Consider the following 22,963-nt stretch of genomic DNA (forward strand, 5'->3'; position numbering starts at 1 on the left):
ATGCCATGCAACGACATATCACCGATCATCCCAAAACCCATTTGGAAACGCCGCGTTTTCGAGCCTATTTGGCCATTGATCGTCAGAAAAAACGCCATCGCGTCTATGATGTTTTGCATTGCCAATACAAAGCATCAGGTTCTGAAACGGCCGTCGTGAAATTCTGCGAGATTGACCGCGGATACGACGCTTAATTCCTCGACCCAGCCGTTTCGAGAAACAAGTGAAGTGAGATCGGATCGATTGGTTTGTTCAAAACCTCGACGCCGATATTCGCGCTTAGTGCTTGCACATCGATGTTTCGATTTGCCGTGATTAGGCGTGTTGGAACGCGCCCTATAAGGCTGCGCAACCGCTTGATCACGTCGGTTCCCAATTCGCCATTATCCAGCTGGAAGTCGATGAGCATCGCATCGGGCGCGAGGTCGATTTCGGTGATCAATCGGGCGGCTTCTTCGCCCGATGATACGTCGAGGACTTCAACGTTCCACTTTTCCAGCAGCAGCGTTAACGCGCGGCGCATGTCCAAATCGTTCTCGACGAGCAAAACGACAAGCCCGTCGTGCCGCCATGCCGTTTGAGCGGGCACGGAGAGCCGTGATGGCGGAATATGTGTTGTGTCGTCAGCAAGCGGGACTGTGACCTTAAAGGCAGTGCCTTTGCCCTCGGTCGACTCGACCGTCAGCGGATGTCGCAACAATGCGCATGCGCGGTCCACGATGGCCAGGCCAAGGCCGAGGCCCTCGGATGCTGAGGATCGCGCGTTGAGGCGGTGGAATTCTTTGAAAATCGTTTCGTGTTCAGAGGCTGGAATCCCCGGCCCCGTATCCCACACTTCGACCCTAACCGACCGACGCGTTCTGCGAGTGCCGACCAGAACCGTGCCTTCGTTGGTGTAGCGAACTGCGTTGGAAATCAGGTTTTGAAGAATGCGTCGGATGTAGGTCGCATCTGATTTGACCCTTAGATCAGAGGGCAGGACCTTAAGCCGTAGTCCTTTTTTCGCAGCAATTGGTTCGAACTCGTCTCTCAGCTGGCGAAGTAGTGCACCCAGATCGATCTGGTGAATATCGACCGCAGCTCGTCCTGATTCTAGTTTGGAAATGTCCAAGAGGGCTTCGATGATGTCTTGGACAGAGGTCAGCGCATTCTGCGCTTTGCTCACGACTTCACTGTGGCGTGGATCGGTGAGTTCCTCGCCGATTGACGACAAATAGAGCGTTGCGGCGGACAGTGGTTGCAGAAGGTCATGCGATGCCGCCGCCACAAAGCGTGAGCGTGATGCAATCGCCCGTTCCGCTACTGCCAGTGCATCTTCGAGTTCGAGGGTGCGTTCCGTCACGCGCTGTTCGAGCGATTCATTGGCGAGCGACAGCGCGCGCGCCGCATCTTTTTCAGCGGTGATATCGGTGATTGAAATCACGAAGCCCTTGTCGGGCATCTCTTCCGCGAAGAGGTCAAACCACCGGGTTTCGCCACGTTTAAATTCGAACCTGAGCGGCGGGCGCCGGTCGGTCCGCGTGACCCAGCGCATCAAACCACCACCCGTCACATCACCTTCGATTGTGATATCGTTCTCGATGAGTTTGAGAATGATCTCGAAATCCAGTCCGATCCGAATTTGGGTCAGGGGGATGGACATGAGGTGCGCAAGCCGTTGGTTAAACCCCACGAGCCGCTGATTGTGGTCAAAAATTCCGACGCCTTGGTTGATGTGTTCGAGCGTTGCGCGGATCAATTTTGCCTGATCATCCATCAGGCGACCACGCTCCATCCGTTCCATCCGAATGATGTCGGAAATGTCGGTCTGCATGACCACGGTCTGCCCACCAGCCATGCGGTGTTCGCTCACCTGAACCCAGCGATCCCAGATCATGCGGACGTTGAACATCACATGTTCTTCGCCGTGACGCTGCATACGTTGCGCCACCCATGCCTCGGCGGATGAACCGTCGGGCAAGTGGAGGTATCGGCTACGGCTCACCATCCCGACATAGTCATTAAAGCTAAGCCCAGGGCGCAACTGACTGCGAATGTCGGGCATGTGCATGCCGAAACGGCTGTTGCACATAATGAGTGTCCCGTCCGAGTCAAAAAGACCAAAGCCCTCTTGGATCGTTTCAATCGCGTTCGCGAGGTCAGAGCGGGCGCGTTCGGTTTCGAGGTTCGCTGTTGCGAGCCGTGCGTTGGATTCGTTCAAAAGGTCGAGCGCGTGTTCAAGGTCGCGCGTGCGTTCGCGGACCTGCTCTTCCAAAAGGACCGCCCTTTGAAACTGAGTATATGCCGCGCTGCGGTCGTCGTGGTTCTGTTCGACACGCTGCATCAGCGCATCACAGATTTTCAGCAGCTTATCTCGCTGCCGTTCAATAGGTTCAGATAGGTCGATCAGAGTGAGCGAATTGGGTGTCATTCACCATCCGGCGCGAAAATCGCCACCCCTGTCATCGTTTGGTTCACATGCATACTGTTGATCTGTTCGCCGTAGGTGGAAAAACCTACGACGCGATTGTTCGCCATAATCTGGGACAAAGCCGTTGTCGCCTGTTTTTCCTGCGCTTCTACCCGTCGCAAGATACAGTCGCAGGCAAAAATCGCATCAGGTTTACGGCCTTTTCCGATGGCATTGAGTTCCCGTTCCAAATGGGTGGCCATGTCCTCTGGTTCGGCAAGCGCGAGGACCAGCCCTTCGTCGATGGCTGAGAAGAACACCAAGTCCCCATTGTCCAAAACTCGCTGGATGGCGCGAACATGGTGCGTGCCGCCAAAGCGCACGACCACGGGGTGGGCTGCAAAAGTGAAGGCGGACAATTGTTCTGGGTCTTTGCCGAGGAGCCGCGCATATTCGCGCGCGGCGGGCTCTGCGTTGATCTTACGGACGATGCGGCGTTTCGGGTCGGCCTCTGTCACGACCATGCGAATTTCGGTTGGTTTCAGATGATCGAGGCTAAACACATGGACTGGGCAGATTGTGCGGACGAAACACAAAACAGCCGCGTGGGCATGGACTTGACCATCCAGTGACACAAGCGTGGCACCAAAACGGTCGCCGTCACCCGCCGAGCCTCCAAACAGAGGGACAGGACCTAGTCCGCTTGAAATTGCAGAAACGACTTCGTCCTCTTTGACCGATAGACCATCCACGGCGAGGAATGCGAATTCATGCTGCCATTCTGGTGCTTGCGAGGTGAGGATGGTCCGCGTGCGGATCATTTGTCCGACGATTTCCTGTTGATCGAGGTCCTCAAGGTCTGGGATCAACATTGGTGCAGCCGCGAAATGGGATGCGGGAAGACCTATCGCTACAATCGTCTTTTCGTCATAACCACCCCGACCAAGCTCGCCCGCAGTAGTGCACCCGATCACATGCTCGGTTGGTAACGCTTGCGTTGCTTCGGCAACGACAGATTTAAAGTCCGAACAGGGGCTCGCAAACAGAATGATTAGCGCAAAGGGACCATCGCCCAATGCGTCGCTGAGTGCGGCAATAGGATCTTTAGCGTCACAAGGTACCTGTGCCGACTTCACTATTCCTGTCAGATGAGTCGCTGCATTTAGCAACGACTTCCCGCTTCCTCCCATAGCCCCCCTCCTTGGCTAATCGACCCACGCGGGTGGCGAGTCGAAGGGATCGTATGCCTGTCAGGACATGTCGTGCAAGACAGATGCAAAGCTGGCCTCCTGTGCCATCAAAACCGCTTGTGTGCGACTTTGGACACCCAGTTTGCGCATGATCGCCGTAACGTGTGCTTTTACCGTAGTTTCGGCAATTGTCAGATCATAAGCGATCTGTTTGTTAAGTTTTCCTTCGCAGATCAACTGAAGAATGCGGGCCTGCTGGCGTGTCAGGCGAGACAAGCGGGCAATGGCCTCTTCGTGGTCGGTCAGAGGTGTGTTCGGGTCTGTGTCGAGCGGAACACCTTCGGGGACATAGCGTTCGCCACGTGCGATTTTGTCGAATGCCATGCGGAACACATCGCGCTGGCTATGTTTGGGGACAAACCCCGTAGCACCCGCACGAATGCATGACCCAATCATTCGGTGGTCCGCCATGGATGACACAACGACAATCGGGGTTATAGGCACGGCTGTGCGCAGGCGGATGAGGCCGTCGAGGCCGCTCACGTCCGGCAAATTCAGATCCAAGACAATGACGTCAGGCGTAGCGCCGTTCGCTATTTTCCGAAGGCCAGTTTCGAGATTCTCTGCCGTATCAATCTGCTGAATAGCAGCGACGGTCCGCAGGGTCATGGACAACGCATCGCAAAAGAGCGGGTGGTCGTCGATGATCAGGGCGGTTGCAAAAGTGTTTGTCATGGGCATTGCGCGTAAAGGATACATGGTCAGAGTCCGGAGTTATCGGAACCCTAGGCTAACAGGGTAGCGGCCATCCTCCTACGACACAAAGGTCTTATGTCAAAAACAAAGAAACGCGCCCGAAGGCGCGTTCCAAAAGTTCATATTGGCTAGATTAGGAGCCAGCGAGTTTGAATGTCCAAACCATGCCACCTTGGTTCAGGTAGTTTACACGGTTTGCAACTTCGCCACCCCAGAGCGGAACAGCGCCACCCCAGCCAGATACGACCGACACATACTGCGCGCCGTCCATTTCCCAAGTGACAGGCTGACCAACGATGCCCGAACCAGTCTGGAAGGACCAAACTTCTTCGCCAGTTTCGTCGTTCAGTGCGATGAACTTGCCTTCAGGAGTGCCGAAGAACACCAGACCGCCAGCCGTGGTCATAACACCACCCCAGAGCGGAGCTTCGTTGCGGTATTCCCACTTGATATCGCCCGAATCTGGGTCAATCGCTTTAAGCGAGCCGATGTAGTCTTCGAACAGTGGTTTGATGGTGAAGCCCGAGCCGAGGTAGGCAGCGCCTTCGCGGTAGGTCACAGGCTCGTTCCAGATATCCATGCCCCATTCGTTCGACGGAACGTAGAAGTTACCGGTACGCTGAGAATATGCCATCGGCATCCAGTTCTTACCACCGAGGAACGACGGAACAGCAAAGACCATTTCGCCTTTGTCGCCATCAGATGCCGCAGTCGGGTCGCCAGGACGGTTGTCTTCGTTGTAGATCGGACGACCGTTTTCATCGATGCCGGAAGCCCATGAAATGTCACGCACGAACGGCGTTGCATGTACGAACGCACCGTCTTCGCGGTTCAGAACGTAGAAGAAGCCGTTACGGTCAGCAGTTGCAAAGCGGTCGTTGCCGTCGCGGTCAGTGTAGGCAACCACTTCGTTCACACCGTCAAAGTCCCAGCCTTCGCGCGGGGTCGTCTGGAAGTGCCATTTGATCTCGCCAGTTGCGGGATCGATGCCGAGGCGGGATGCTGCGTAAAGGTTGTCGCCTGCATTACCTTCGACAGGTGTGCCAGCGTTGCGGAGGTGCGAGTTCCAAGGCGCAGGGTTACCAGCACCAAAGACCAGCGTATCGGTTTCAATGTCATACGAACCACCGAGCCACGTTGCGCCGCCGCCAGTCTTCCACATGTCTCCCGGCCAGGTCGCGTTGAGCGTGCCAGTCATGGTCGATTCTTCGCCATTCAGGGTGCCCATGTGACCTTCGATTACCGGACGGGTCCAGACGAGTTCACCTGTTTCGGTGTCGCGTGCTTGAACTTCGCCAACGATACCGAATTCACCGCCCGAGTTGCCGGTGATGATAAGGCCGTTCACGATGAGCGGTGCGGCTGTGTAGGAATAGCCAGCGCGGTAATCTGCAATTTTCTTGTTCCAAACAACGTCGCCAGTTTTCAGGTCCAATGCGACCAGGCGAGCGTCGAGAGTACCGAAGAAGATCTTGTCGCCGTAGATCGCAGCGCCACGGTTGATCACGTCACAGCAAGGCAGAATACCTTCGGGGAGACGCGCGTCGTATTGCCAAATTTCTTCGCCAGTGTGGACGTCAATCGCGTAGAGGCGCGAGTACGAACCAGTGACATACATAATGCCATCGTAAACAAGCGGCTGGGTTTCCTGACCACGCTGTTTTTCACCGCCGAGCGAGAACGCCCATGCAGGCACAAGATTCTGAACTGAGTCAGTGTTGATCTGATCCAACGGGCTGTAACGCTGAAGGTTACGACCCATACCGTTGGTCACGATTTGATCTGTAATGGTTTGGTCATTGGCCACTTCTTCTTCGGTGACCTGTGCGGTTGCCTGCGTTGATGCCAGTGCCATAAGGCTGACCGACGCGGCCATGATGAAACGCTTCATCTGTTCCTCCCGTTCTCGAATTCGAGGGTCTTAAGAAGGACGGATGGACTCCGCACTTCCTCCCCGCCGCAAGTATTGGGAGCGTTTAATCCAAGGGGAATTACACCATGGTCGTAGCTATGGTCGTAGATGCAACTGCAGCAATTGCGCCTATGGTCGTATTTCCGCAAAGCTGTGCGCTGATAGTGTTCCTTCAACTAGGGAGGAATAAATGACTTTACTCAAGACGCTGGGTTCAGCGGCTGTTTGTGCCGTGATTGCAGCCTCTTCGGCCTTTGCCGAAACCCCAGTTTTGCGTGCTGCGGTCATGGAATCGGGCACAGTGAACTGGGAGCTGGACACGATCACCCATTATGGATTCGATGCGGATCACGGCTTTGACCTTGAAGTGACGGGCATGGGCGGTGGCAACGCGTCTCAGATCGCGTTCTTAGGCGGTGAAGCGGATGTAATCGTGTCGGATTGGCTCTGGGTTGCGCGTCAAAAAGCAGCCGGCGTTGATCTGGTTTTTATTCCATATTCTAAAGCGGTAGGTGGTCTGTTGGTGAAAGACGATAGCCCAGCACAGACCTTGGCCGACCTGAACGGTGCAAAAATCGGGATTGCTGGTGGGCCTCTCGATAAAAGCTGGCTGATCCTGCGTGCCTATGCACAGCAAGAGTACGGCATGGACCTCGTTGCGCAGACTGAACAGGTTTTTGGCGCTCCGCCTCTGATTGCCGAAACGGCTCTGTCTGGCGAAACCCAAGGTGCGATCAATTTCTGGCATTGGGCCGCGAAAATGGAAGCGGGCGGGATGCACAGTCTGATCGATGTTTCGACGGCCGCAGAGGCTTTGGGGTTAGATCCTGAAACACCGTTGTTGGGCTATGTTTTGCACGGTGAGACTTTCGCCGAAAATCCTGATCTAGTTTACGCGCTGGCCGATGCGTCTGCCGATGCCAAGGCGTTGCTTGCGACTGATTCCTCTGCATGGGATCGTTTACGGGACCGTATGAACGCGAGGTCGGATGAGCAGTTCGAAGCTCTCAAGGCGGGCTTTATTGCGGGTATTCCTGCTGCTGGATCAGTTGATGAAGAAGCCGCGGCGCGGATGATGGCGCTTATGATTGAACTTGGTGGTGCAGAGTTGGTGGGTGACATGACTGAAATGCCTTCGGGCATATTCCTTCAGCCACGGAACTAAGAAGTGGCGTCCACTCTCAGAAAAACAACAGAGCCCGCTTTGGCGGGCTCGGCCGTTTTGTCGGTCGAATTGGACGGTTTCGCTATTAGGGGAACGCCAATTCTCGGCGCACTCGCTCTTGAGGTGGCGCGAGGTGAAACCGTTGCTCTGACGGGGCCATCTGGGATCGGCAAGACGACGTTGCTGCGGATCATCGCGGGGCTTGAGTGTGGCTATCACGGAAAAGTCCGATTGCGCGGTGTCCCCGCCGTCGTGTTTCAAGAGCCGACCTTACTGCGCTGGCGAACCTTGGTGCAGAACCTATGCCTCGCCACACGCATTTCCGAACGCGATGCCTTGGATCATTTGGCTAGAGTGGGATTGGCGGACAAAGCTGACCTTTTCCCCGATCAACTCAGCCTCGGGCAGCAGCGAAGGCTATCACTCGCTCGGGCCTTCGCCTTGCGTCCTGATATCCTGCTGATGGACGAGCCTTTCGTGTCGCTTGATCCGTCCTTGGCCGAAGAAATGATGACGCTCTTTGAAAAGCTCAGGGCCGATGATCAGCCCGCAACACTTCTGATCACACATGAAGAGCGCGAAGCTGAACGATTGGCGGACCGCATCGTTCGGCTGGATGGCCGCCCTGCAGTGGTCGTTTAGAACAACGGTGAGAATTTCCAGTTGTCCGCGTCAGGTGTAATTTCATTCAAATCATAGTCTGCGCCACGTAAGCGCTGAGCAATTTCGACGCCTTGCGATGCGGCTTGATCAACAAATGTTTTGCCTGCCTCGCTGTCCTGTTCGACGCCCCAGCCGCGCATTAAATCGATGCCATGGTTAAACATGCCGACTGGATCGCCCGCTTCGGCGGCTTGACGGTTCCATTCTGCTGCGGCCTCGGGGTCGATGTAGCCGTCGCCACCAAACCCGTTATCCTCCATGTAGGCCATCCAAGACATCGCGGCGGAGTAGCCAGCATCAGCGCAGGTCTCAAAAGTAAGGCGGGCGCTGTCATGGTTGCCACCTTTGGTCATGAAATACCCCGCAGCGCAGCCTGTCATTGAAGTCTCGCCGCGGCTCATATCCTCGAGGATACGATCCATGGTTAGCTCTTCTCGGTTAAGGTCTCCGTAGAGCGATAGATCATCTTCTTCGGCCAAAACGGGTGTCGCGAGAATTGCGATGATGAAAGCAAATTTAAACATATGCGTCGTCCTCCCTATCCGTTGAGACTAGCGAAAACCCTATGAAAAGTCGCCCTTCCTATGGTCGTAGATCGGCGTCAGCCCTTTTTGCGGATCATACCTCGGGCAGGGTCGTATCCCCAGATTGCCAGTGCGAGAAATGCACCGGTCGCAAGGAGGCTCCACCCAAGAGCGGGCAAATTGAATTGCGCATAGAGGGCAAATCGGACCAATTCGACGGCTTGGGTAAAGGGATTCACAGCGCAAATGTCGTGCAACAATCGGCCCGCCTCGGCCATTTTCCAGAGTGGGTAGAGAGCCGAGGACAGAAAGAACATCGGGAAGATCACGAAGTTCATCACACCCGCGAAGTTCTCCAATTGCTTTACGAACGATGAGAGCGCGAGGCCTAAGGCTCCTAGCATCAACCCACCTACCAATAGGGCGGGGAATGCGGTCACGTAGCCGATCGCGGGCATCCGAATGCCGTAGATTCCCGCGATAAGAAGGAAGGTGTAACACTGTAGGATGCTGATGATCGCACCTGCGACCAGCTTGCAAAACAGCAACCACCACCGCGGCAGAGGAGCCGTTAAAAGCACCTTCATCGATCCCATTTCACGATCGTAGACGAGCGATAGTGACGACTGCATCCCGTTGAACAGCAGGATCATGCCGCACAGTCCGGGGATGATGTAAATCTCGTAGGTGATGTAGGTCAGGTAGGGCGGCGTGATCGAAAGGCCGAGCGCCGCGCGGAATCCTGCTGCAAAGACCAAAAGCCAGACCAATGGACGGACCAAGGCCGCAACAAAGCGCTCTCGTTGACCGATGTAGCGGAGCGCCTCGCGTTGAATAATGGCGATAAGGGCGGTGAAGTAGATCATGCCGTCTCACCAACCATTTCGAGGAAGGCAGCCTGCAGGGGGCGGTCGCCCGAGACGTGATGGGCCGTGTCGGATGCCAAAACCTCGCCTTTATGAAGGATAACCAACTCGTCGGTGAGGCGGACTTCGTCGGTTAAATGTGTCGCCCATAGAACCGTCATTTGTGTGTCGTCACAGAGATCATGAACGTGGCTCGTGATCGCGGCTCTGGCTGGAGCGTCGAGACCAACTGTTGGCTCGTCCAGCAGCATAACGGCAGGTCGATGAAGTAGCGCTCGTGCGATCTCTGTCCGCCGTCTGTGGCCGCCGTTCAGGGCGCGGACTTTCTCGGATGCACGTTCCCGCATGCCCAAACGATCAAGGGCTTCATCAATACGCTTTGCTGCCGTTTGCCTCGACAACCCATGCAGCGCCGCAAAGTACCGTAAGTTCTGCGCGACCGTCAGATCAAGGTCGAGTGTAGTTTGTTGAAACACTACGCCCATCCGAGCGAGCGCGGCTCTCGGCTGGGTTCTTATGTCATGACCTGCAATCGCGATTCCACCTTGCCGAGCTGCCAATAGTCCCGTCAGCAGGGAAAAAAGCGTGGATTTCCCTGCTCCGTTAGGTCCGAGGAGGGCACAAAACTGGCCCTCATCTATGCTAAAGCTGACGCCATTTAGCGCCACCTTCGAGCCGTATCGGTAGTGCAGATCACTGATGCGGAGAGCGCTCACTTAGTCGTCCTTTACTCAGTCGGTCGAAATGCTGCGCCCCAAGGGAACCGACCGACTTTGATTGTGCGGATCGGTGTGCGGCTTGCAACATCAATCACCGTGACGTCCCCAGAGACGCCGTTGGTGGTGTAAAGCTCTGTGTTGTCGTCGTTGAATGCCATGTGCCAAACGCGGCGGCCCACGAGGATGTAGTCTTCGACTTCAAACGTCTTCGCGTTGATCGTCGCGACATGGTTAGACGGACCCAAGGTTACGAATACCGTTTCACCGTCTTCGGTAAATTCAAATCCGACAGGTTGGATATTATCAGGGTGAACCCCTGTGATCTCGAACCTGATTTTCGCGATCTCCGATTGGTCGGCCACGTTAAACACAGTCACGGTGCCGCCGATTTCCGAGCTTACCCAAAGCTGGCTTCCATCATGGGTGAATTCGGCGTGACGAGGACGGCTATCGACCAAAGTGTTTGCGAACAGTTCGTGCGTTTCTGTGTTGATCCAATGCGCCATATTGGTCGTTTCAGAGGTCGTAATGGCAATCAAACCGTCAGGTGAAATTGCCATACCTTCTGGTTCAATGCCTACGTCAATTTGGGCGATGACTTTGCGGGTCTCGACATCGACTACGGTGGCAATCGCATCGTCTTCGTTGGCGATGTAAAGGTGCCGATTGTCGGGGTGCAGCGCGAATTGTTCGGGGTCTTCGCCAGAGGGCAGATCGTGTAGGATTTCACCTGTATTCGGGTCGACAACCTGAACTGTGTCGCTGTCAGATGCGCAGATATAAACGACCGAATAATCCTTGGAGAATGTGATCCCGCGGGGGCGTTCGCCTACCTCGATCGTGCGTGTGACTTCGTAGGTTTCCGTATCGATGACGCTGACGGTGTCGTCGTGTTCATTGGTGACCCAAATCTCACCAGACATTGCAGGACTTGCCGCCAATAAGGCGGGGATCAAAATCTTTCTCATGAACTACTCCGTAAACGCTGAGCATCGGGACTCGGGTTTATCAATCCCGAGTGTGTCTAGCTCGTTAACTGGGTGTAAAAAGCCGTCCATCGGGGGCACCGCGATCACCGCATGCGCATGGACGACAGGGATTGGCTGACGTATTTGGCCATTCCAATCCCGAAATGAAAGCGGACGGCCTTTGAATGCGCCGAGTTCAAATTCGGGCGATAAGATGTAGTCGCGCAAGACGGAGGCATCATCTGATCCTGTGCGCGTGACAGCTTCGCCGATGGTGCGAATGGCGGCGAAAGCAGCGTAGTCGACCGAACGCATCGAGCGGCCTGCGTACTCTTCGAACCTGTTCTGAAGCTGAACACCGCCCCATTGCTCCATCACAGGGGACCACGCGACGGGTTGTGCACCTTCGGACCCGGCCAAAAGCACGGGTTCCCAGGTATTGAACGGTAGATACCGCGCGAAGTCGCCCGTTTCATCGGCGACGAGCATTACGTCGTGGTTGGGAAAATCTTGGGTGAACAAAGGCACTTCGGCGCTGGCGGCGCGGCGCATGTTGGCGTCGAAAACCCATTCTTTTTCATCTCTGATACGCAGGCCGAATTTAGTTGCTGACCGCCGCAAAGCGTTTGCGAATGCGATGTCTGGCTCATGGGTGCCCGACACCATCACGAGGTCGGTCCACCGCCGTGATTGTAGGAGTTGCATAAGAGCGTCCGACCGCATTGCGTAACTTGGTAACGTGTGCAGCAGGTTTGCTCGGCATTCGTCGTCCCGAAGCGCGTCATCGTAGTTCGAGACGTTAAAGAACAAGGCGTCTTGCGCCGCCTCCAGATCAGCGATTTGGGTCATGTCTGCGCTGGGCGCATCAATCAAAATGAGGTCGGTGGATACCAGAATTTCATTAGCGGTCGCCACAAGATTACCGCCCACAGGAACGCTGCGAATATCCAGCGTGAAAGTCTGGCCGAGGAATTTGCCCGTGGTGATGTTGTCCGCTAGCCCGACAAAAGCACCCGCGATTCCTTCGTCTTCGGGGACGGCATCGAGGTTCGATAAAACAGGTGGCCTGTCAATTTCTTGACGCAGATAGGCAATATTCACAACGGTTTCGGCAACGACAGGCGCTGCCAAGCAAAGCGCAAAAAGCCCGCAAAATGTGCGCGTTACGGTCTTCATAGCGATCCTCCCTCACCGCAGCCTAGGGCCTCAGAGAAGTGAGGCGAATACGACTATCGTCGTGGCTCCCCTTAAACCAAGGTCGCATAGATTAGTGGGACGAGAGCATGGCAATCAGATCGCCAAACATGCGTTCGAGGAGGAACACTCATGAAAACGTCACGCAAGACGTCGATTTTCGCAGCCGGCTTCATCGCAGTTGCGGCACTGGCACATGCTCATGGCGACGTGGCGCCCCAGCCAATTAATACCGATGCTCTGCCAGATGTGGGTGACGAATGGTTGAGTGAGAACCCGTACCGCGCTGAAGCTGCGGGTGACGAAGTATGGCTCAAGGCTGTTGAGATCGGCTCGTCGGGATACAACCAGAACTGCGCACGTTGCCACGGCCTCGGCGTGATTTCTGGTGGTCTTGCTCCGGACCTCCGTTTCCTTGAAGCTGAAGAATACGGCGATGAGTGGTTCGTTGAGCGCTTCCAACACGGGTACACCCAAAACGGTACGACAAAGATGCCTGCGTTCGGTGAAATCCTTGGTCAGAAAGCGGGCTGGGCGATCCGCACCTATATCGAAACTCGTCCTGATGACGTCATGGTCACAGATCAAGCGCCCCGTTTGATGGAGTTGCGTGACCTGCTCATGTCGATGTCCACGGGTGGTGACGGCGATGCTGCCGCTATTCAAACCGAACTCAATGAGATTGCGTCGAGCATCGAAACCCTGTCCGGCGCACCTGTGGCTGTGTCCATCGCATGGGAAGCAGCGCGTTCTATCAGCGATACGCCTGAGAGCTACAAACACGCAGGCGAAATCCTTACCGTTGGTCTGTCGGCGGCGCACTGATGATTAAAAGCCGATCCGCTCTCGCGCGTTCCATCCTAGCGATTGCATTCGCAATCGGGTCGGCCAATTTTGCGAATGCTCGGTGCGAGGACTACGCGCCGAGCGCACGCCCTCAAAATACGGCTCGCGACTATGTTGGTGCAGATCTAGACACGATTGTTGAGCGTGGATGGATCGAGTTCGCCGTTTACGAAGACCTTCCTCCTTATAGCTGGAAAGACGGCGCCGAAGATCGTGGTGTAGACGTCGAGATCGCCCGTCTGATTGCCGAAGCGCTGGGCGTCGAACCGCGTTTTAAATACGTGACCTCGGGCGAAAACGTCGAAGCTGATCTGCGCAACTGGATCTGGAAAGGTCCCGTGGTTGGCGGCGCAGTTGCGAACGTGATGATGCACATTCCTTACAACAGTGATCTTGGGTGTCGGGTCGAACAGGTGACGTTTACGGGGCAGGTCTACGCTGACACGATCGGCATCGCATATGATCCAGTGTTTTACGAGGACAGTCAGCCAACGCCGCCCTATTTCCGCTTTGACTCAGTTGGGGTGGAAAATGACACCATCGCTGATTTCTACCTAACCAACTTGTTGGGAATGGCTGCAGCTCCGAATATCCATCGTTTTCCTGACGTGGGTGACGCTGTTCAAGCGATTGACTCAGGTGACGTACGCGCAGCCATGGGGCCTTTGGCGCGTTTGGAACACTGGGCGAGTGATGAGACAGAAGTATACGCACCGCCTTTACCAAATTTCGCCGTCGGTAAATGGACTGTTGGTGTTGCGGTTCACATGTCGTACCGTCCTCTCAGTTACGCGGTAGATGATGCCATTGTCGCTGCTTTGGACGACGGTCGGATTGAGCAGATTTTTGAAAACTACGGGCTGACCTTTTTGGCCCCAGAACGTTAGGGTCTAGCCCTTTAGTCTTATATGAATGTTAGCGCCCATCGGCTTAGCTTGGGTGCATAAAGATGGAGGAAACCTTGGAACTTTCTGATTCCCGCGTGATCAATGCACCCAAAAATGAGGTTTGGACCGCATTGCTGAATCCCGAAGTTCTGAAAGATTGCATCCCAGGCTGTCAGGAAATGGCTGGATCAGTTGAAGAAGGTTTCGAGGCGACAGTTGTCCAAAAAATCGGCCCAGTGAAGGCGACCTTTAAGGGCGCCGTTCAGTTGACCGATATCGTCGAAGGCGAAAGCTGTACCATTAGTGGTGAAGGCAAAGGTGGTCCCGCTGGCTTTGCCAAAGGTGGCGCAAAGGTGCGTCTTGCCGAAGTCGAAGGCGGCACAGAGCTGTCCTATGATGTCGAGGCCAAGATCGGCGGTAAGATTGCCCAGCTTGGCAGTCGGATCATTGATGGTGTTGCCCGCAAATTGGCAGACGAATTTTTTACGAAATTCCAATCGGTCGTCGAAGGCCCCGCTGAGGAGAGCGGAGCCGTCGAAGAAGGAGCGACCGAGACAGAAGTGAAGAAAGGCTGGCTTAAACGCACTTTTGGCGGCTGAGCCCAATCGTTTCAGGGAGGAGAAACATGACCAAAGTCACAATGACCGTGAACGGCAAGTCCGTAAGCGGCGAAGTTGAAGGTCGGACGCTACTCGTAGATTTTCTACGTGATGCACAACGACTGACAGGAACCCACGTTGGTTGCGATACCTCGCAGTGTGGTGCGTGCACCGTGCATGTTGACGGGCTTCAGGTGAAGTCCTGCACCATGTTCGCGCTCGAAGCTGACGGCGCGGCGGTTACCACCATCGAAGGTATGGGCAACGCAGACGGCACAATGTCGGCCCTGCAGGCATCCTTCCAAGAGCATCACGGCCTACAGTGCGGTTTCTGCACTCCGGGTATGATCATGGCTGCGTCGTCGCTTTTGAGGGTGAACCCGAAGCCCACCGAGGCTGAGATTCGTCATCACCTTGAAGGCAATATCTGCCGCTGCACAGGCTACCATAACATCGTCAAGGCGATCATGGCAGCCAGCGGGCAGGACGTAAGCGCAATCGCTGCTGAATAAGCGGCGTCGACAACAGTCTAGGGAGGAATAAATGCCTAAAGATCATGGTATCGGCGCCAGCCCAAAGCGGCGCGAAGACGTAAGATTTCTGACCGGTAAAGGTCAGTACACAGACGACATAAACCTGCATGGCCAAACATACGTGCATTTCCTGCGGTCCGATGTTGCACACGGCATCATCAAATCGATCGACACTTCTGACGCTGAAAACATGCCTGGCGTTGTTCGTATCTTCACAGGTGCGGATTTCGAAGGCGTCGGCGGTCTTCCGTGCGGTTGGCTGGTCACTGACCGTCATGGCCAACCGATGCAGGAACCGGGTCACCCCGTTCTGGCACGTGGTAAGGTCCGTCACGTGGGCGATCCGATTGCAGCGATTGTCGCTGAAACCAAGGAGCAAGCGCGCGACGCTGCCGAAGCAATCGGCCTCGACATCGAAGAGCTTCCTGCTGTTGTGGACATGGTGTCTGCGCTCGCTCCTGATGCGCCAAAAGTTCACGACGAACTGACATCGAACCTCTGCTACGACTGGGGTTTTGTTGAAGAAAACAAAGCGGCAGTTGACGAAGCGTTTGAAAAAGCGGCGCACGTCACCACGCTTGAGCTGATCAACAACCGTTTGGTCGCGAACCCGATGGAGCCGCGTGTTGCTGTTGGTGACTATAACCAAGCGAACGATGAATCGACGCTCTACACGACCTCGCAAAACCCGCACGTTATTCGTCTTTTGATGGGCGCGTTTGTTCTGGGTATCCCAGAGCACAAACTGCGTGTTGTTGCTCCTGACGTTGGCGGTGGCTTCGGCACAAAAATCTTCCATTATGCGGAAGAGGCTTTTGTTACCTTCGCATCGCGTCAAATCCGTCGTCCGGTGAAATGGACCTCGACCCGTTCCGAAGCATTCATGTCGGATGCTCATGGTCGCGACCACAAGACCAAGATCGAACTGGCGCTGGATGCTGACAACAACTTCATGGCGATCCGCACGGACACCTACGCAAACATGGGCGCATATCTGTCCACCTTTGCACCGTCGGTTCCGACATGGCTTCATGGCACACTGATGGCGGGTAACTACAAGACCCCGTTGATCTATGTGAACGTTAAGGCAGTCTTTACCAACACCGTTCCAGTCGACGCATACCGCGGCGCTGGTCGTCCTGAAGCTACGTTCCAGCTGGAGCGTCTGGTCGATAAGGCGGCTCGTGAACTCGGCGTTGATCCGATTGCTCTGCGTCGTCAGAACTTCATCACACAGTTCCCATATGCAACTCCAGTTGCTGTGGAATACGATACTGGCGACTACATCGCGACGATGGACCGTATGGAAGAGATCATGGATATCTCTGGGTTCGAAGCTCGCCGCAAAGCGTCCGAAGCCAAAGGCAAATGGCGCGGTCTGGGCGTGAACTGCTACATCGAGGCATGCGGTATCGCGCCGTCCAACCTCGTTGGTCAGTTGGGTGCGCGCGCAGGTCTCTATGACGCGGCAACAGTTCGTGTGAACGCAACGGGTTCGATTTCGGTCATGGTCGGTGCGCATAGCCACGGTCAGGGTCACGAAACCACCTTCCCGCAGGTTATCGCAGAGATGATCGGTATCGACGAAAGCCAAGTGGACATCGTTCACGGTGACTCGTCCAAGATCCCGTTCGGTATGGGCACCTATGGTTCCCGTTCGCTCGCTGTGTGTGGTTCTGCGATGGTGCGTGCTGCTGAAAAGGTCATTCGCAAGGCGAAAAAGATCGCGGCACACCTTCTGGAAGCATCCGAGGCAGACATCGAACTGAAGGACGGTAAATTCAGCGTGGCTGGTACGGACAAAGAGTGCGCATGGGGTGACGTTACCCTCGCAGCCTATGTCCCGCACAACTACCCGCTGGAAGATATCGAACCAGGTCTCGAAGAAACCGCGTTCTACGATCCAGCCAACTTTACCTACCCATCGGGCGCTTATGCCTGTGAGGTCGAAGTTGATCCCGAAACCGGCAAAGTCACGATCGAGAAGTTCGCCGCGGCGGATGACTTCGGCAACGTGGTCAACCCGATGATCGTGGAAGGTCAGGTCCATGGCGGTATCGCTCAAGGTATCGGTCAGGCCCTTCTCGAAGCGGCGGTTTATGATGAAAACGGTCAGCTGCAATCGGCGTCCTATATGGACTACGCAATGCCGCGCGCAGATGACGTGCCGTTCTACATCGTAGACCATTCCTGCTGCACACCGTGCACTCACAACCCGCTGGGTGTGAAAGGCTGTGGTGAGGCTGGTGCCATCGGTTCCCCGCCTGCAGTTGTGAACGCCGTCATCGACGCTCTTGCCTCTGGTGGTAAGAACGTTCCGCACATCGACATGCCCCTGACGCCTCACCGCGTCTGGAAAGCAATCAACCAGTAAGAGGAGGACGTATCATGTATGCATTTGACGTAACCCGTCCCAAAACCGTGGCCGAAGCCGTCGCCGCCCTTGCTGGTGATGAGGCTCAGGCATTGGGTGGGGGCCAGACCCTCATCCCAACACTGAAGCAACGTTTGGCGTCACCCGCCACGCTGGTCAGCCTTTCGGCGATCGACGAAATGAAAGGGGTTTGCGCCGATGGCGGAACCCTGACCATTGGCGGTGGGACAACTCATGCCACCGTCGCAGCTGAAGCATCGGCTTATCCAGCACTTGCTGCTCTTGCAGCAAACATCGGTGACCCAGCGGTTCGTAGCCGTGGTACAATCGGTGGTTCGTTGGCCAACAACGACCCGTCGGCGTGCTACCCCTCTGCGGCTCTTGCTTCGGGTGCGACTATCGTCACCAACAACCGCGAGATCGCTGCAGATGACTACTTCCAAGGTCTGTTCACCACAGCTCTGAACGAAGGCGAAATCATCACAGCGGTGAAGTTCCCGGTGCCGGAAAAAGCGAACTACCAGAAGTTCGTTCAGCCCGCATCGCGCTTTAGCCTCGTTGGTGTGTTCGTTGCCAAATACGCGGACGGTGTTCGTGTTGCTGTGACAGGCGCATCTGAAAACGGTGTGTTCCGCTGGGCTGAGGCCGAGGCTGCACTGTCTGCGAACTTCTCTGCGGATGCGGTCGAAGGTCTGACAGCGTCGGCTGATGGCTTGATCAATGACCTGCATGGTGATGCAGAATATCGCGCTCACCTGATCAAGGTGATGACCAAGCGCGCGGTTGCCGCGGCAAAGTAAGACCCAACTACCTCTGGGTAAGATTGGCCTCCGGAAACGGGGGCCTTTCTGTTTTAAAGGGTGCGAAGGTTTCCAGACAGATCGATGAGGCGGATCGTGAGGGGCACGTCGAGACGTGCTGCGATCAGGGGAATTTCGACAGCCGTTGCATGGCAAAGCGCCGTCGATAGCCCATCGGCAATTGCTGCACTGGGTGCGCACACAGAAACCGTTGACCACTGTGGAATGTCGCTGGCCCCCGTTGGATCAATGATATGGGCTGTGCCATCGGGAAGCCTCATCGCTGCGGGGCTAGAGGTCGCGGTCGCACGATCTGTGAGCGTGAATTGGCCGAGTTGCCCAAACGCTGGATCAGAAAGCCCGAGCTGCCAAGGGCCAGAGAGGGCGTTGTATTCCCCGATATTGATCAGCGCATGCGTTAGTCCGTGGTCTTTGAGTACCTTTGTCACACGGTCAGTGGCATAGCCCTGCGCGATGCCGTTCAGCGTGAGGGATTGCCCGTCAGCGATCCTAACCAGATCATCTGCAACTTCGACCCTGTGCCACCCCGTTTTGCCACGCGCGGCGGCAACGTCGCCTCCGCGAGCATGAGCCAGCCAAAGGGGTTGAACGGTGGGATCGAACCGACCGCCTGTTGCGTTGTGGATCGTGTCACATAGCCGAAGCAATTCAACGAACTCGGGCGCAGGATTGCGGAGCACTCCATCACGGTTCAGCCGAGTCAAATCGGACTCTTTGTAGAGGCTAAACAGGTCTTCTATGCGATCAATTTCAGCCCAAGCTGCAGCGCGAGCTGCGGTGGTGATTTCATCTGGCCCACGCAAGTTCATCGAAACATCAGCGCCCAGCGCATAGCGTCGATCCTGTGCGAAGGATGCGGTGGGCACGGTTGCGGCGGCAGCAAAAATCTTGAGAGCACGGCGGCGGGTGATCATGGCTTTGCTCCTTTGCGATCAGCGAGGATCAGTGGAACGCATTGTTGGCGATCGTCAAAAATCTGAACGCAGTCCAAGCATTGGAAACATTCCGAGTATGAGATCGCACCGTCCTTTTTGATCGCATTGTAGTTGCAGCGGACCTTGCACAATTGACATGGCGATCCGCAGGCCTCACGGCGTTCGATCCAGTTGCGACCGCGTAGCAGGCCGCCAATGGCCATGACGGCGCCGAGCGGACAGACATAGCGGCAGAACCCTTTGAAGATCACCATCCCGAGCAATAGCCAGAACACGGCATAAACGACGTAGTACCAGTTGCGGACGAAAAAGACTGAGATTGCGGTTTTGAATGGCTCAACTTCTGCGGCTTTCACACTGTAGCTAGGTGCAAAGAGGGCAACGCCGATCAAAGTTCCGAGTACTAAGAATTTCACCCATTTGAGCCGACTGTCCCAACGATCTGAAACTTTGATTTGAGGGATCCTTAGCAATCGACCTAGGTAGTGTGCGAATTCTTGTAGGGCGCCAAATGGACACATCCAGCCGCAAAACAGCCCTCGACCCCACAGGACAAATCCAACGATTGCGGTACCCCAAATGAGCAGGGAAAACGGATCGTAGAGAAGAAATTCCATCGACTGATCTTTGACGAGCGCTTGTAGCGCGCCAGTAACTGTCACGATGGACAGCTGACCCTGTCCCCACCAGCCGACGAACACGGTGACAAATGCGAGGATCGAAAGTCGGACTGGTGTGAGGCGCGCCTTTCTTGCGATCCAGCTTTGCCCAAAGCCTAAGACGACTAGCAGAACCGTGACGAAAATTGCTCCGATAATCAGGTCTGTCTGTCGGTTGCGAAGGGCTTCTTTCAGAGGTGACGTTTCAATCGGCTGACCCGTGTTGCTGATAAAGAACCGAGGCGCAGCGATGTATTCCGCGTCCAATGTGATGCGACCAATCTCGGGCTGGAAAACGCCGCGTTCTCGAAGGGCGTCAATGTGGAGAACCCAATCGCGTGAGGGGTCAAATCCGAGGCGGCGATCCGTTCGCAGGATCATCGCAAAACCATCAGGACCGCCACTGGTGAGATCAACCGAGACATCCGCATCACGTAATTGAATAGGTAAACCATCTTGCGTTGCAGATACCCAATCAGGCGAAGTGTTGCGGACAAAATCGGGCCCGACCAATCCGTGCCGTCCGTTCTCGATCAAGAGGATCATCTCGGAAGACGGCACCAGGCGTTGTAGGACATCTAGTTGATCGATGGTGTCTTGGCCCAATGCTGCTCGGGCAATTGTCGGCGGTCCTATGTCCAACATCCAAAGGTCCAGATACGCACCATCTGGATCGGACAAAGCTTCGGCGTCAGTGCGGGCAAAGGGGGTGCCCTCGAACGCTGCTTCTACTTCCGCGTTGGTCACACGGATGTTCTGTGCCAATCCTTCTTCGATAAGGCGCGGCCAGTCTAGGTCCTCATGATAGGTCATGTTTGGTGTGGCGGGTGGGACTGAGGCAACGCCTTGCATCTTTTCCTGCGCAACTGTGCGCGTAGCGGCCAATATCGACTCATGTGCAATGCGGACGCTGGCCGTCGCTTTGGTCACGCCGTCCAAATATACCAGAGCCGATCCGTCCGATGCATTGCCATAGGGCGTGCCGACCACGATGGGCGGAGAGATCGATAGCCCCCTATATTGTTCCAGAAACGCGCGGAGTGGTGCCTCGCCCAACCCCGACACAAAAATGGGTTCGTGGTGAGAGATAAGACGTACATCAATGAACCGCCCTTCGAGGTCGATGGCGACGAACATGTTAATCGGTTCGCCTGCAAAGCCCGGCAGTGGGGCAAGCATTCCAGTTTCGAATACGTAGCCAACGTGCGCTCCACCAGAGTTCAACAACTCCCAAACACCGCGATCATTCACGGGGTCGCCCAGCGCCATTGGAGCACTGACGTATTCTGACATCTGTTCTCGGGTCATGGTTTCGGCGTGCGTGATCTGCGTGCTGAAGAGGCTCAACAGCAGCACAACCAAAAGCGACCTGAGGGCATTCAACATCAAACGCATGGCTAAACATTATGCATGGGCTGAGGTTTGACCCATACGACCTAAGTCTCGACCTGCGCTTGGCTTTGTTGACTTGGGCCCCACTGCCGCGAAATGGTGAGCCGTAGGGAGGGCTGTGATGCCTCAAATGACGGGACTTTTCTCACGCATGGCCGTGCTCGCTGGGTCGCTGGCGGGAATGATCGCGCTATGGTGGGTGGTGAGCATGATCTACGGTACGCCGAGGATTTTTCCCGATCCGATCGTTGTCTTCAAACTTATCGTATCCGAGATCGACTCGGGGCGTTTGCCCTATCATCTCTGGCAAACGCTCAAACGTGTCGCTGCTGCCTTTGTGGTTGCGATGGTTTTGGGTTCGATCATTGGGGTGATGCTCGGCACGCTGCCGCGGTTGAACAGATGGGCAGAGCCATGGGTTATCCTCGCGCAGAACCTCCCGGCCTTGGTCGTGATCGTTCTGTGTTACCTGTGGTTCGGTTTGAACGACCTTTCCGCGATCATCGCGGTTGCTTTTAACAAAACGGCACTAGTGATCGTGACCCTGCGCGAAGGTGCGCGGGCGATGGATCGAAAAGTCGCCGAAATGGCGAAGGTGTTTGGAATGTCGCCGATGCAGCGGCTACGCCATGTGGTGCTTCCTCAGTTGGCCCCGTTCATGGCGGCGAGTGCGCGCAACGGGCTGGCCATCATTTGGAAACTGGTGCTCGTAGTCGAATTCTTGGGTCGATCAAACGGGATAGGGTTTCAAATCCACCTCTATTTCCAGATGTTCGATGTGGTGCGCGTGTTGGCCTATTCTGGTGCGTTTATCGTGATCATGCTGCTGATCGAATATCTTCTGATTCAGCCGATCGAAGCGAAAGCTACGCGGTGGCGCCAACTTCAGGGTAAAATCACCGTTTAAAATGAGTGGTATTCGACTTTAGTTTATCAACTTAAGGTCTAATACCCGCCGGACAGCCTTCTCTCTACCGTTTCGCTTGCCCCCAGAGGAGAGGGGTAAACAGGGAAGGAGAAACTATGAACTTGATTAACGCATTAGCGATTTCAATCGGTGTATTGGCGGCCGTGGCAACATGGGTCTGCCTTGGGAATGGAGCGGGTCTACAGGTCTGGGCGCTCTTTATCGGTTGGGGTGCATTCTATCACACGGGCGGCAAATTTGAGGCCCTGACTAAGAACAGCATTAACCACATCTGGGGCGTGGCTGTTGCCGCTGTGACTCTGTTCGTTGTTGGATCGGTCGCTGGTTCCGTCGTCGTCACATCCATCATCGTGGGTGTGTCAGTGGTTGTTCTGGTGCTGGGCGCGCATCTGCCAGCCCTCGCCACCATTCCGGCGGGCGTCTACGGCTATGCATCAACAGCAGCGGGAACGCTTTTGACGGGTGTTGCGCTGACCGATACTGCCGCACTTGGCAAAGCGGCAATGATGATCGCGGTCTCGCTCATTGTCGGCAACGTGTTTGGCATCGTGTCTGAAAAGGTCGCGGGCGCCATGGTTGCAAAAGCTGAGTGATCAGCACGGCGGCGCGTTTTCAGGACGCGCCGCTTAGCTATTAGAATACC

Annotated in this window: 22 protein-coding genes; 11 read left to right on the forward strand and 11 right to left on the reverse strand. The window is 55.5% G+C overall.

Annotated elements, in window-relative coordinates; genetic code table 11:
* Positions 1 to 5 precede the first annotated feature (5 nt).
* Complete coding sequence (locus AC1QQ2_RS08660; RefSeq protein WP_479712838.1) at positions 6 to 194, forward strand: hypothetical protein; 189 nt, start codon at positions 6 to 8, stop codon at positions 192 to 194.
* Here the strand turns inward: AC1QQ2_RS08660 and AC1QQ2_RS08665 are convergent.
* The 4 genes from AC1QQ2_RS08665 to AC1QQ2_RS08680 form a co-directional block, all read right to left on the reverse strand.
* On the reverse strand, positions 191 to 2,410 hold the full coding sequence (locus tag AC1QQ2_RS08665; protein WP_479712839.1) for a hybrid sensor histidine kinase/response regulator: 2,220 nt from the start codon (positions 2,408 to 2,410) through the stop codon (positions 191 to 193). The two genes, AC1QQ2_RS08660 and AC1QQ2_RS08665, sit on opposite strands and share 4 nt — an antisense overlap.
* Positions 2,407 to 3,579, reverse strand: a complete 1,173-nt coding sequence (locus tag AC1QQ2_RS08670) for an FIST N-terminal domain-containing protein (protein ID WP_479712840.1) — start codon at positions 3,577 to 3,579, stop codon at positions 2,407 to 2,409. Before AC1QQ2_RS08670 ends, AC1QQ2_RS08665 begins: the two co-directional genes overlap by 4 nt.
* A 60-nt stretch (positions 3,580 to 3,639) precedes the next feature.
* Positions 3,640 to 4,314 (reverse strand): response regulator, encoded by a 675-nt coding sequence (locus tag AC1QQ2_RS08675; protein WP_245918094.1) that lies wholly within the window; start codon positions 4,312 to 4,314, stop codon positions 3,640 to 3,642.
* A gap of 154 nt (positions 4,315 to 4,468) precedes the next feature.
* Entirely contained in the window at positions 4,469 to 6,226 is a 1,758-nt protein-coding gene (locus AC1QQ2_RS08680) for a PQQ-dependent methanol/ethanol family dehydrogenase (protein WP_249946655.1), read from the reverse strand.
* Positions 6,227 to 6,437: 211 nt separating this feature from the next.
* Here AC1QQ2_RS08680 and AC1QQ2_RS08685 point away from each other — a divergent pair, with 211 nt between their 5' ends.
* Together AC1QQ2_RS08685 and AC1QQ2_RS08690 are read left to right on the forward strand one after the other, a co-directional pair.
* Positions 6,438 to 7,412, forward strand: coding sequence for an ABC transporter substrate-binding protein (locus AC1QQ2_RS08685; RefSeq protein ID WP_249946656.1), 975 nt, complete (start codon positions 6,438 to 6,440; stop codon positions 7,410 to 7,412).
* A gap of 39 nt (positions 7,413 to 7,451) precedes the next feature.
* The gene (locus tag AC1QQ2_RS08690; protein WP_479712841.1) at positions 7,452 to 8,054 is read left to right on the forward strand and encodes an ABC transporter ATP-binding protein; all 603 of its coding nucleotides are present in this window, start codon (positions 7,452 to 7,454) and stop codon (positions 8,052 to 8,054) included.
* Here the strand turns inward: AC1QQ2_RS08690 and AC1QQ2_RS08695 are convergent.
* From AC1QQ2_RS08695 to AC1QQ2_RS08715, 5 genes are all read right to left on the reverse strand, one after another.
* Positions 8,051 to 8,599: a tetratricopeptide repeat protein gene (locus tag AC1QQ2_RS08695; RefSeq protein ID WP_249946658.1), complete on the reverse strand. Its 549-nt coding sequence runs from the start codon at positions 8,597 to 8,599 to the stop codon at positions 8,051 to 8,053. The genes AC1QQ2_RS08690 and AC1QQ2_RS08695 overlap by 4 nt on opposite strands.
* Before the next feature lie 77 nt (positions 8,600 to 8,676).
* A complete protein-coding gene (locus AC1QQ2_RS08700; protein WP_479712842.1) occupies positions 8,677 to 9,465 on the reverse strand; it encodes an ABC transporter permease in 789 nt (262 codons plus the stop codon).
* Complete coding sequence (locus tag AC1QQ2_RS08705; RefSeq protein WP_479712843.1) at positions 9,462 to 10,181, reverse strand: ABC transporter ATP-binding protein; 720 nt, start codon at positions 10,179 to 10,181, stop codon at positions 9,462 to 9,464. Before AC1QQ2_RS08705 ends, AC1QQ2_RS08700 begins: the two co-directional genes overlap by 4 nt.
* 11 nt (positions 10,182 to 10,192) lie before the next feature.
* Entirely contained in the window at positions 10,193 to 11,152 is a 960-nt protein-coding gene (locus AC1QQ2_RS08710) for a YVTN family beta-propeller repeat protein (RefSeq protein ID WP_479712844.1), read from the reverse strand.
* Between the two features lie 3 nt (positions 11,153 to 11,155).
* Positions 11,156 to 12,328 (reverse strand): ABC transporter substrate-binding protein, encoded by a 1,173-nt coding sequence (locus AC1QQ2_RS08715; protein ID WP_479712845.1) that lies wholly within the window; start codon positions 12,326 to 12,328, stop codon positions 11,156 to 11,158.
* 150 nt (positions 12,329 to 12,478) lie between these two features.
* On the opposite strand from AC1QQ2_RS08715, the gene pedF reads away from it, so the two are divergent.
* The 6 genes from pedF (at position 12,479) to AC1QQ2_RS08745 (ending at position 18,385) form a co-directional block, all read left to right on the forward strand.
* On the forward strand, positions 12,479 to 13,171 hold the full coding sequence (pedF, locus tag AC1QQ2_RS08720; protein ID WP_105236118.1) for a cytochrome c-550 PedF: 693 nt from the start codon (positions 12,479 to 12,481) through the stop codon (positions 13,169 to 13,171).
* Positions 13,171 to 14,079, forward strand: a complete 909-nt coding sequence (locus AC1QQ2_RS08725) for a substrate-binding periplasmic protein (RefSeq protein WP_479712846.1) — start codon at positions 13,171 to 13,173, stop codon at positions 14,077 to 14,079. The genes pedF and AC1QQ2_RS08725 overlap by 1 nt, the downstream gene beginning before the upstream one ends.
* 74 nt (positions 14,080 to 14,153) lie before the next feature.
* Complete coding sequence (locus AC1QQ2_RS08730) at positions 14,154 to 14,678, forward strand: SRPBCC family protein (RefSeq protein WP_249946664.1); 525 nt, start codon at positions 14,154 to 14,156, stop codon at positions 14,676 to 14,678.
* Between the two features lie 26 nt (positions 14,679 to 14,704).
* Positions 14,705 to 15,190 carry a (2Fe-2S)-binding protein gene (locus tag AC1QQ2_RS08735; RefSeq protein WP_479712847.1) on the forward strand — a complete coding sequence of 162 codons (486 nt, stop codon included), beginning with the start codon at positions 14,705 to 14,707 and terminating at the stop codon, positions 15,188 to 15,190.
* Between the two features lie 31 nt (positions 15,191 to 15,221).
* Positions 15,222 to 17,585: a xanthine dehydrogenase family protein molybdopterin-binding subunit gene (locus tag AC1QQ2_RS08740; protein WP_479712848.1), complete on the forward strand. Its 2,364-nt coding sequence runs from the start codon at positions 15,222 to 15,224 to the stop codon at positions 17,583 to 17,585.
* A 14-nt stretch (positions 17,586 to 17,599) separates the two neighbouring features.
* Positions 17,600 to 18,385, forward strand: coding sequence for an FAD binding domain-containing protein (locus tag AC1QQ2_RS08745; RefSeq protein WP_479712849.1), 786 nt, complete (start codon positions 17,600 to 17,602; stop codon positions 18,383 to 18,385).
* Between the two features lie 53 nt (positions 18,386 to 18,438).
* Here AC1QQ2_RS08745 and AC1QQ2_RS08750 read toward each other — a convergent pair whose 3' ends face one another.
* Positions 18,439 to 19,320 carry an FAD:protein FMN transferase gene (locus AC1QQ2_RS08750; RefSeq protein ID WP_479712850.1) on the reverse strand — a complete coding sequence of 294 codons (882 nt, stop codon included), beginning with the start codon at positions 19,318 to 19,320 and terminating at the stop codon, positions 18,439 to 18,441.
* On the reverse strand, positions 19,317 to 21,395 hold the full coding sequence (locus AC1QQ2_RS08755; protein WP_479712851.1) for a 4Fe-4S binding protein: 2,079 nt from the start codon (positions 21,393 to 21,395) through the stop codon (positions 19,317 to 19,319). Before AC1QQ2_RS08755 ends, AC1QQ2_RS08750 begins: the two co-directional genes overlap by 4 nt.
* 127 nt (positions 21,396 to 21,522) lie before the next feature.
* On the opposite strand from AC1QQ2_RS08755, the gene AC1QQ2_RS08760 reads away from it, so the two are divergent.
* Both AC1QQ2_RS08760 and AC1QQ2_RS08765 read left to right on the forward strand, forming a co-directional pair.
* Positions 21,523 to 22,299: an ABC transporter permease gene (locus tag AC1QQ2_RS08760; protein WP_479712852.1), complete on the forward strand. Its 777-nt coding sequence runs from the start codon at positions 21,523 to 21,525 to the stop codon at positions 22,297 to 22,299.
* Between the two features lie 116 nt (positions 22,300 to 22,415).
* Positions 22,416 to 22,913 (forward strand): DUF1097 domain-containing protein, encoded by a 498-nt coding sequence (locus AC1QQ2_RS08765; protein WP_479712853.1) that lies wholly within the window; start codon positions 22,416 to 22,418, stop codon positions 22,911 to 22,913.
* Positions 22,914 to 22,963: the final 50 nt, after the last annotated feature.

The organism is Aestuarium sp., assembly GCF_023253315.1.
In the GTDB taxonomy this organism is placed as follows: domain Bacteria; phylum Pseudomonadota; class Alphaproteobacteria; order Rhodobacterales; family Rhodobacteraceae; genus Marivivens; species Marivivens donghaensis.

What these genes read in the sequence shown, in the direction of transcription:
- AC1QQ2_RS08660 (WP_479712838.1), top strand. Translation starts at nt 6, where the DNA reads ATGCAACGACATATCACCGATCATCCCAAAACCCATTTGGAAACGCCG.
- AC1QQ2_RS08665 (WP_479712839.1), bottom strand. Translation starts at nt 2,410, where the DNA reads ATGACACCCAATTCGCTCACTCTGATCGACCTATCTGAACCTATTGAA.
- AC1QQ2_RS08670 (WP_479712840.1), bottom strand. Translation starts at nt 3,579, where the DNA reads ATGGGAGGAAGCGGGAAGTCGTTGCTAAATGCAGCGACTCATCTGACA.
- AC1QQ2_RS08675 (WP_245918094.1), bottom strand. Translation starts at nt 4,314, where the DNA reads ATGACAAACACTTTTGCAACCGCCCTGATCATCGACGACCACCCGCTC.
- AC1QQ2_RS08680 (WP_249946655.1), bottom strand. Translation starts at nt 6,226, where the DNA reads ATGAAGCGTTTCATCATGGCCGCGTCGGTCAGCCTTATGGCACTGGCA.
- AC1QQ2_RS08685 (WP_249946656.1), top strand. Translation starts at nt 6,438, where the DNA reads ATGACTTTACTCAAGACGCTGGGTTCAGCGGCTGTTTGTGCCGTGATT.
- AC1QQ2_RS08695 (WP_249946658.1), bottom strand. Translation starts at nt 8,599, where the DNA reads ATGTTTAAATTTGCTTTCATCATCGCAATTCTCGCGACACCCGTTTTG.
- AC1QQ2_RS08700 (WP_479712842.1), bottom strand. Translation starts at nt 9,465, where the DNA reads ATGATCTACTTCACCGCCCTTATCGCCATTATTCAACGCGAGGCGCTC.
- AC1QQ2_RS08710 (WP_479712844.1), bottom strand. Translation starts at nt 11,152, where the DNA reads ATGAGAAAGATTTTGATCCCCGCCTTATTGGCGGCAAGTCCTGCAATG.
- AC1QQ2_RS08715 (WP_479712845.1), bottom strand. Translation starts at nt 12,328, where the DNA reads ATGAAGACCGTAACGCGCACATTTTGCGGGCTTTTTGCGCTTTGCTTG.
- pedF (WP_105236118.1), top strand. Translation starts at nt 12,479, where the DNA reads ATGAAAACGTCACGCAAGACGTCGATTTTCGCAGCCGGCTTCATCGCA.
- AC1QQ2_RS08725 (WP_479712846.1), top strand. Translation starts at nt 13,171, where the DNA reads ATGATTAAAAGCCGATCCGCTCTCGCGCGTTCCATCCTAGCGATTGCA.
- AC1QQ2_RS08735 (WP_479712847.1), top strand. Translation starts at nt 14,705, where the DNA reads ATGACCAAAGTCACAATGACCGTGAACGGCAAGTCCGTAAGCGGCGAA.
- AC1QQ2_RS08740 (WP_479712848.1), top strand. Translation starts at nt 15,222, where the DNA reads ATGCCTAAAGATCATGGTATCGGCGCCAGCCCAAAGCGGCGCGAAGAC.
- AC1QQ2_RS08745 (WP_479712849.1), top strand. Translation starts at nt 17,600, where the DNA reads ATGTATGCATTTGACGTAACCCGTCCCAAAACCGTGGCCGAAGCCGTC.
- AC1QQ2_RS08750 (WP_479712850.1), bottom strand. Translation starts at nt 19,320, where the DNA reads ATGATCACCCGCCGCCGTGCTCTCAAGATTTTTGCTGCCGCCGCAACC.
- AC1QQ2_RS08755 (WP_479712851.1), bottom strand. Translation starts at nt 21,395, where the DNA reads ATGCGTTTGATGTTGAATGCCCTCAGGTCGCTTTTGGTTGTGCTGCTG.
- AC1QQ2_RS08760 (WP_479712852.1), top strand. Translation starts at nt 21,523, where the DNA reads ATGACGGGACTTTTCTCACGCATGGCCGTGCTCGCTGGGTCGCTGGCG.
- AC1QQ2_RS08765 (WP_479712853.1), top strand. Translation starts at nt 22,416, where the DNA reads ATGAACTTGATTAACGCATTAGCGATTTCAATCGGTGTATTGGCGGCC.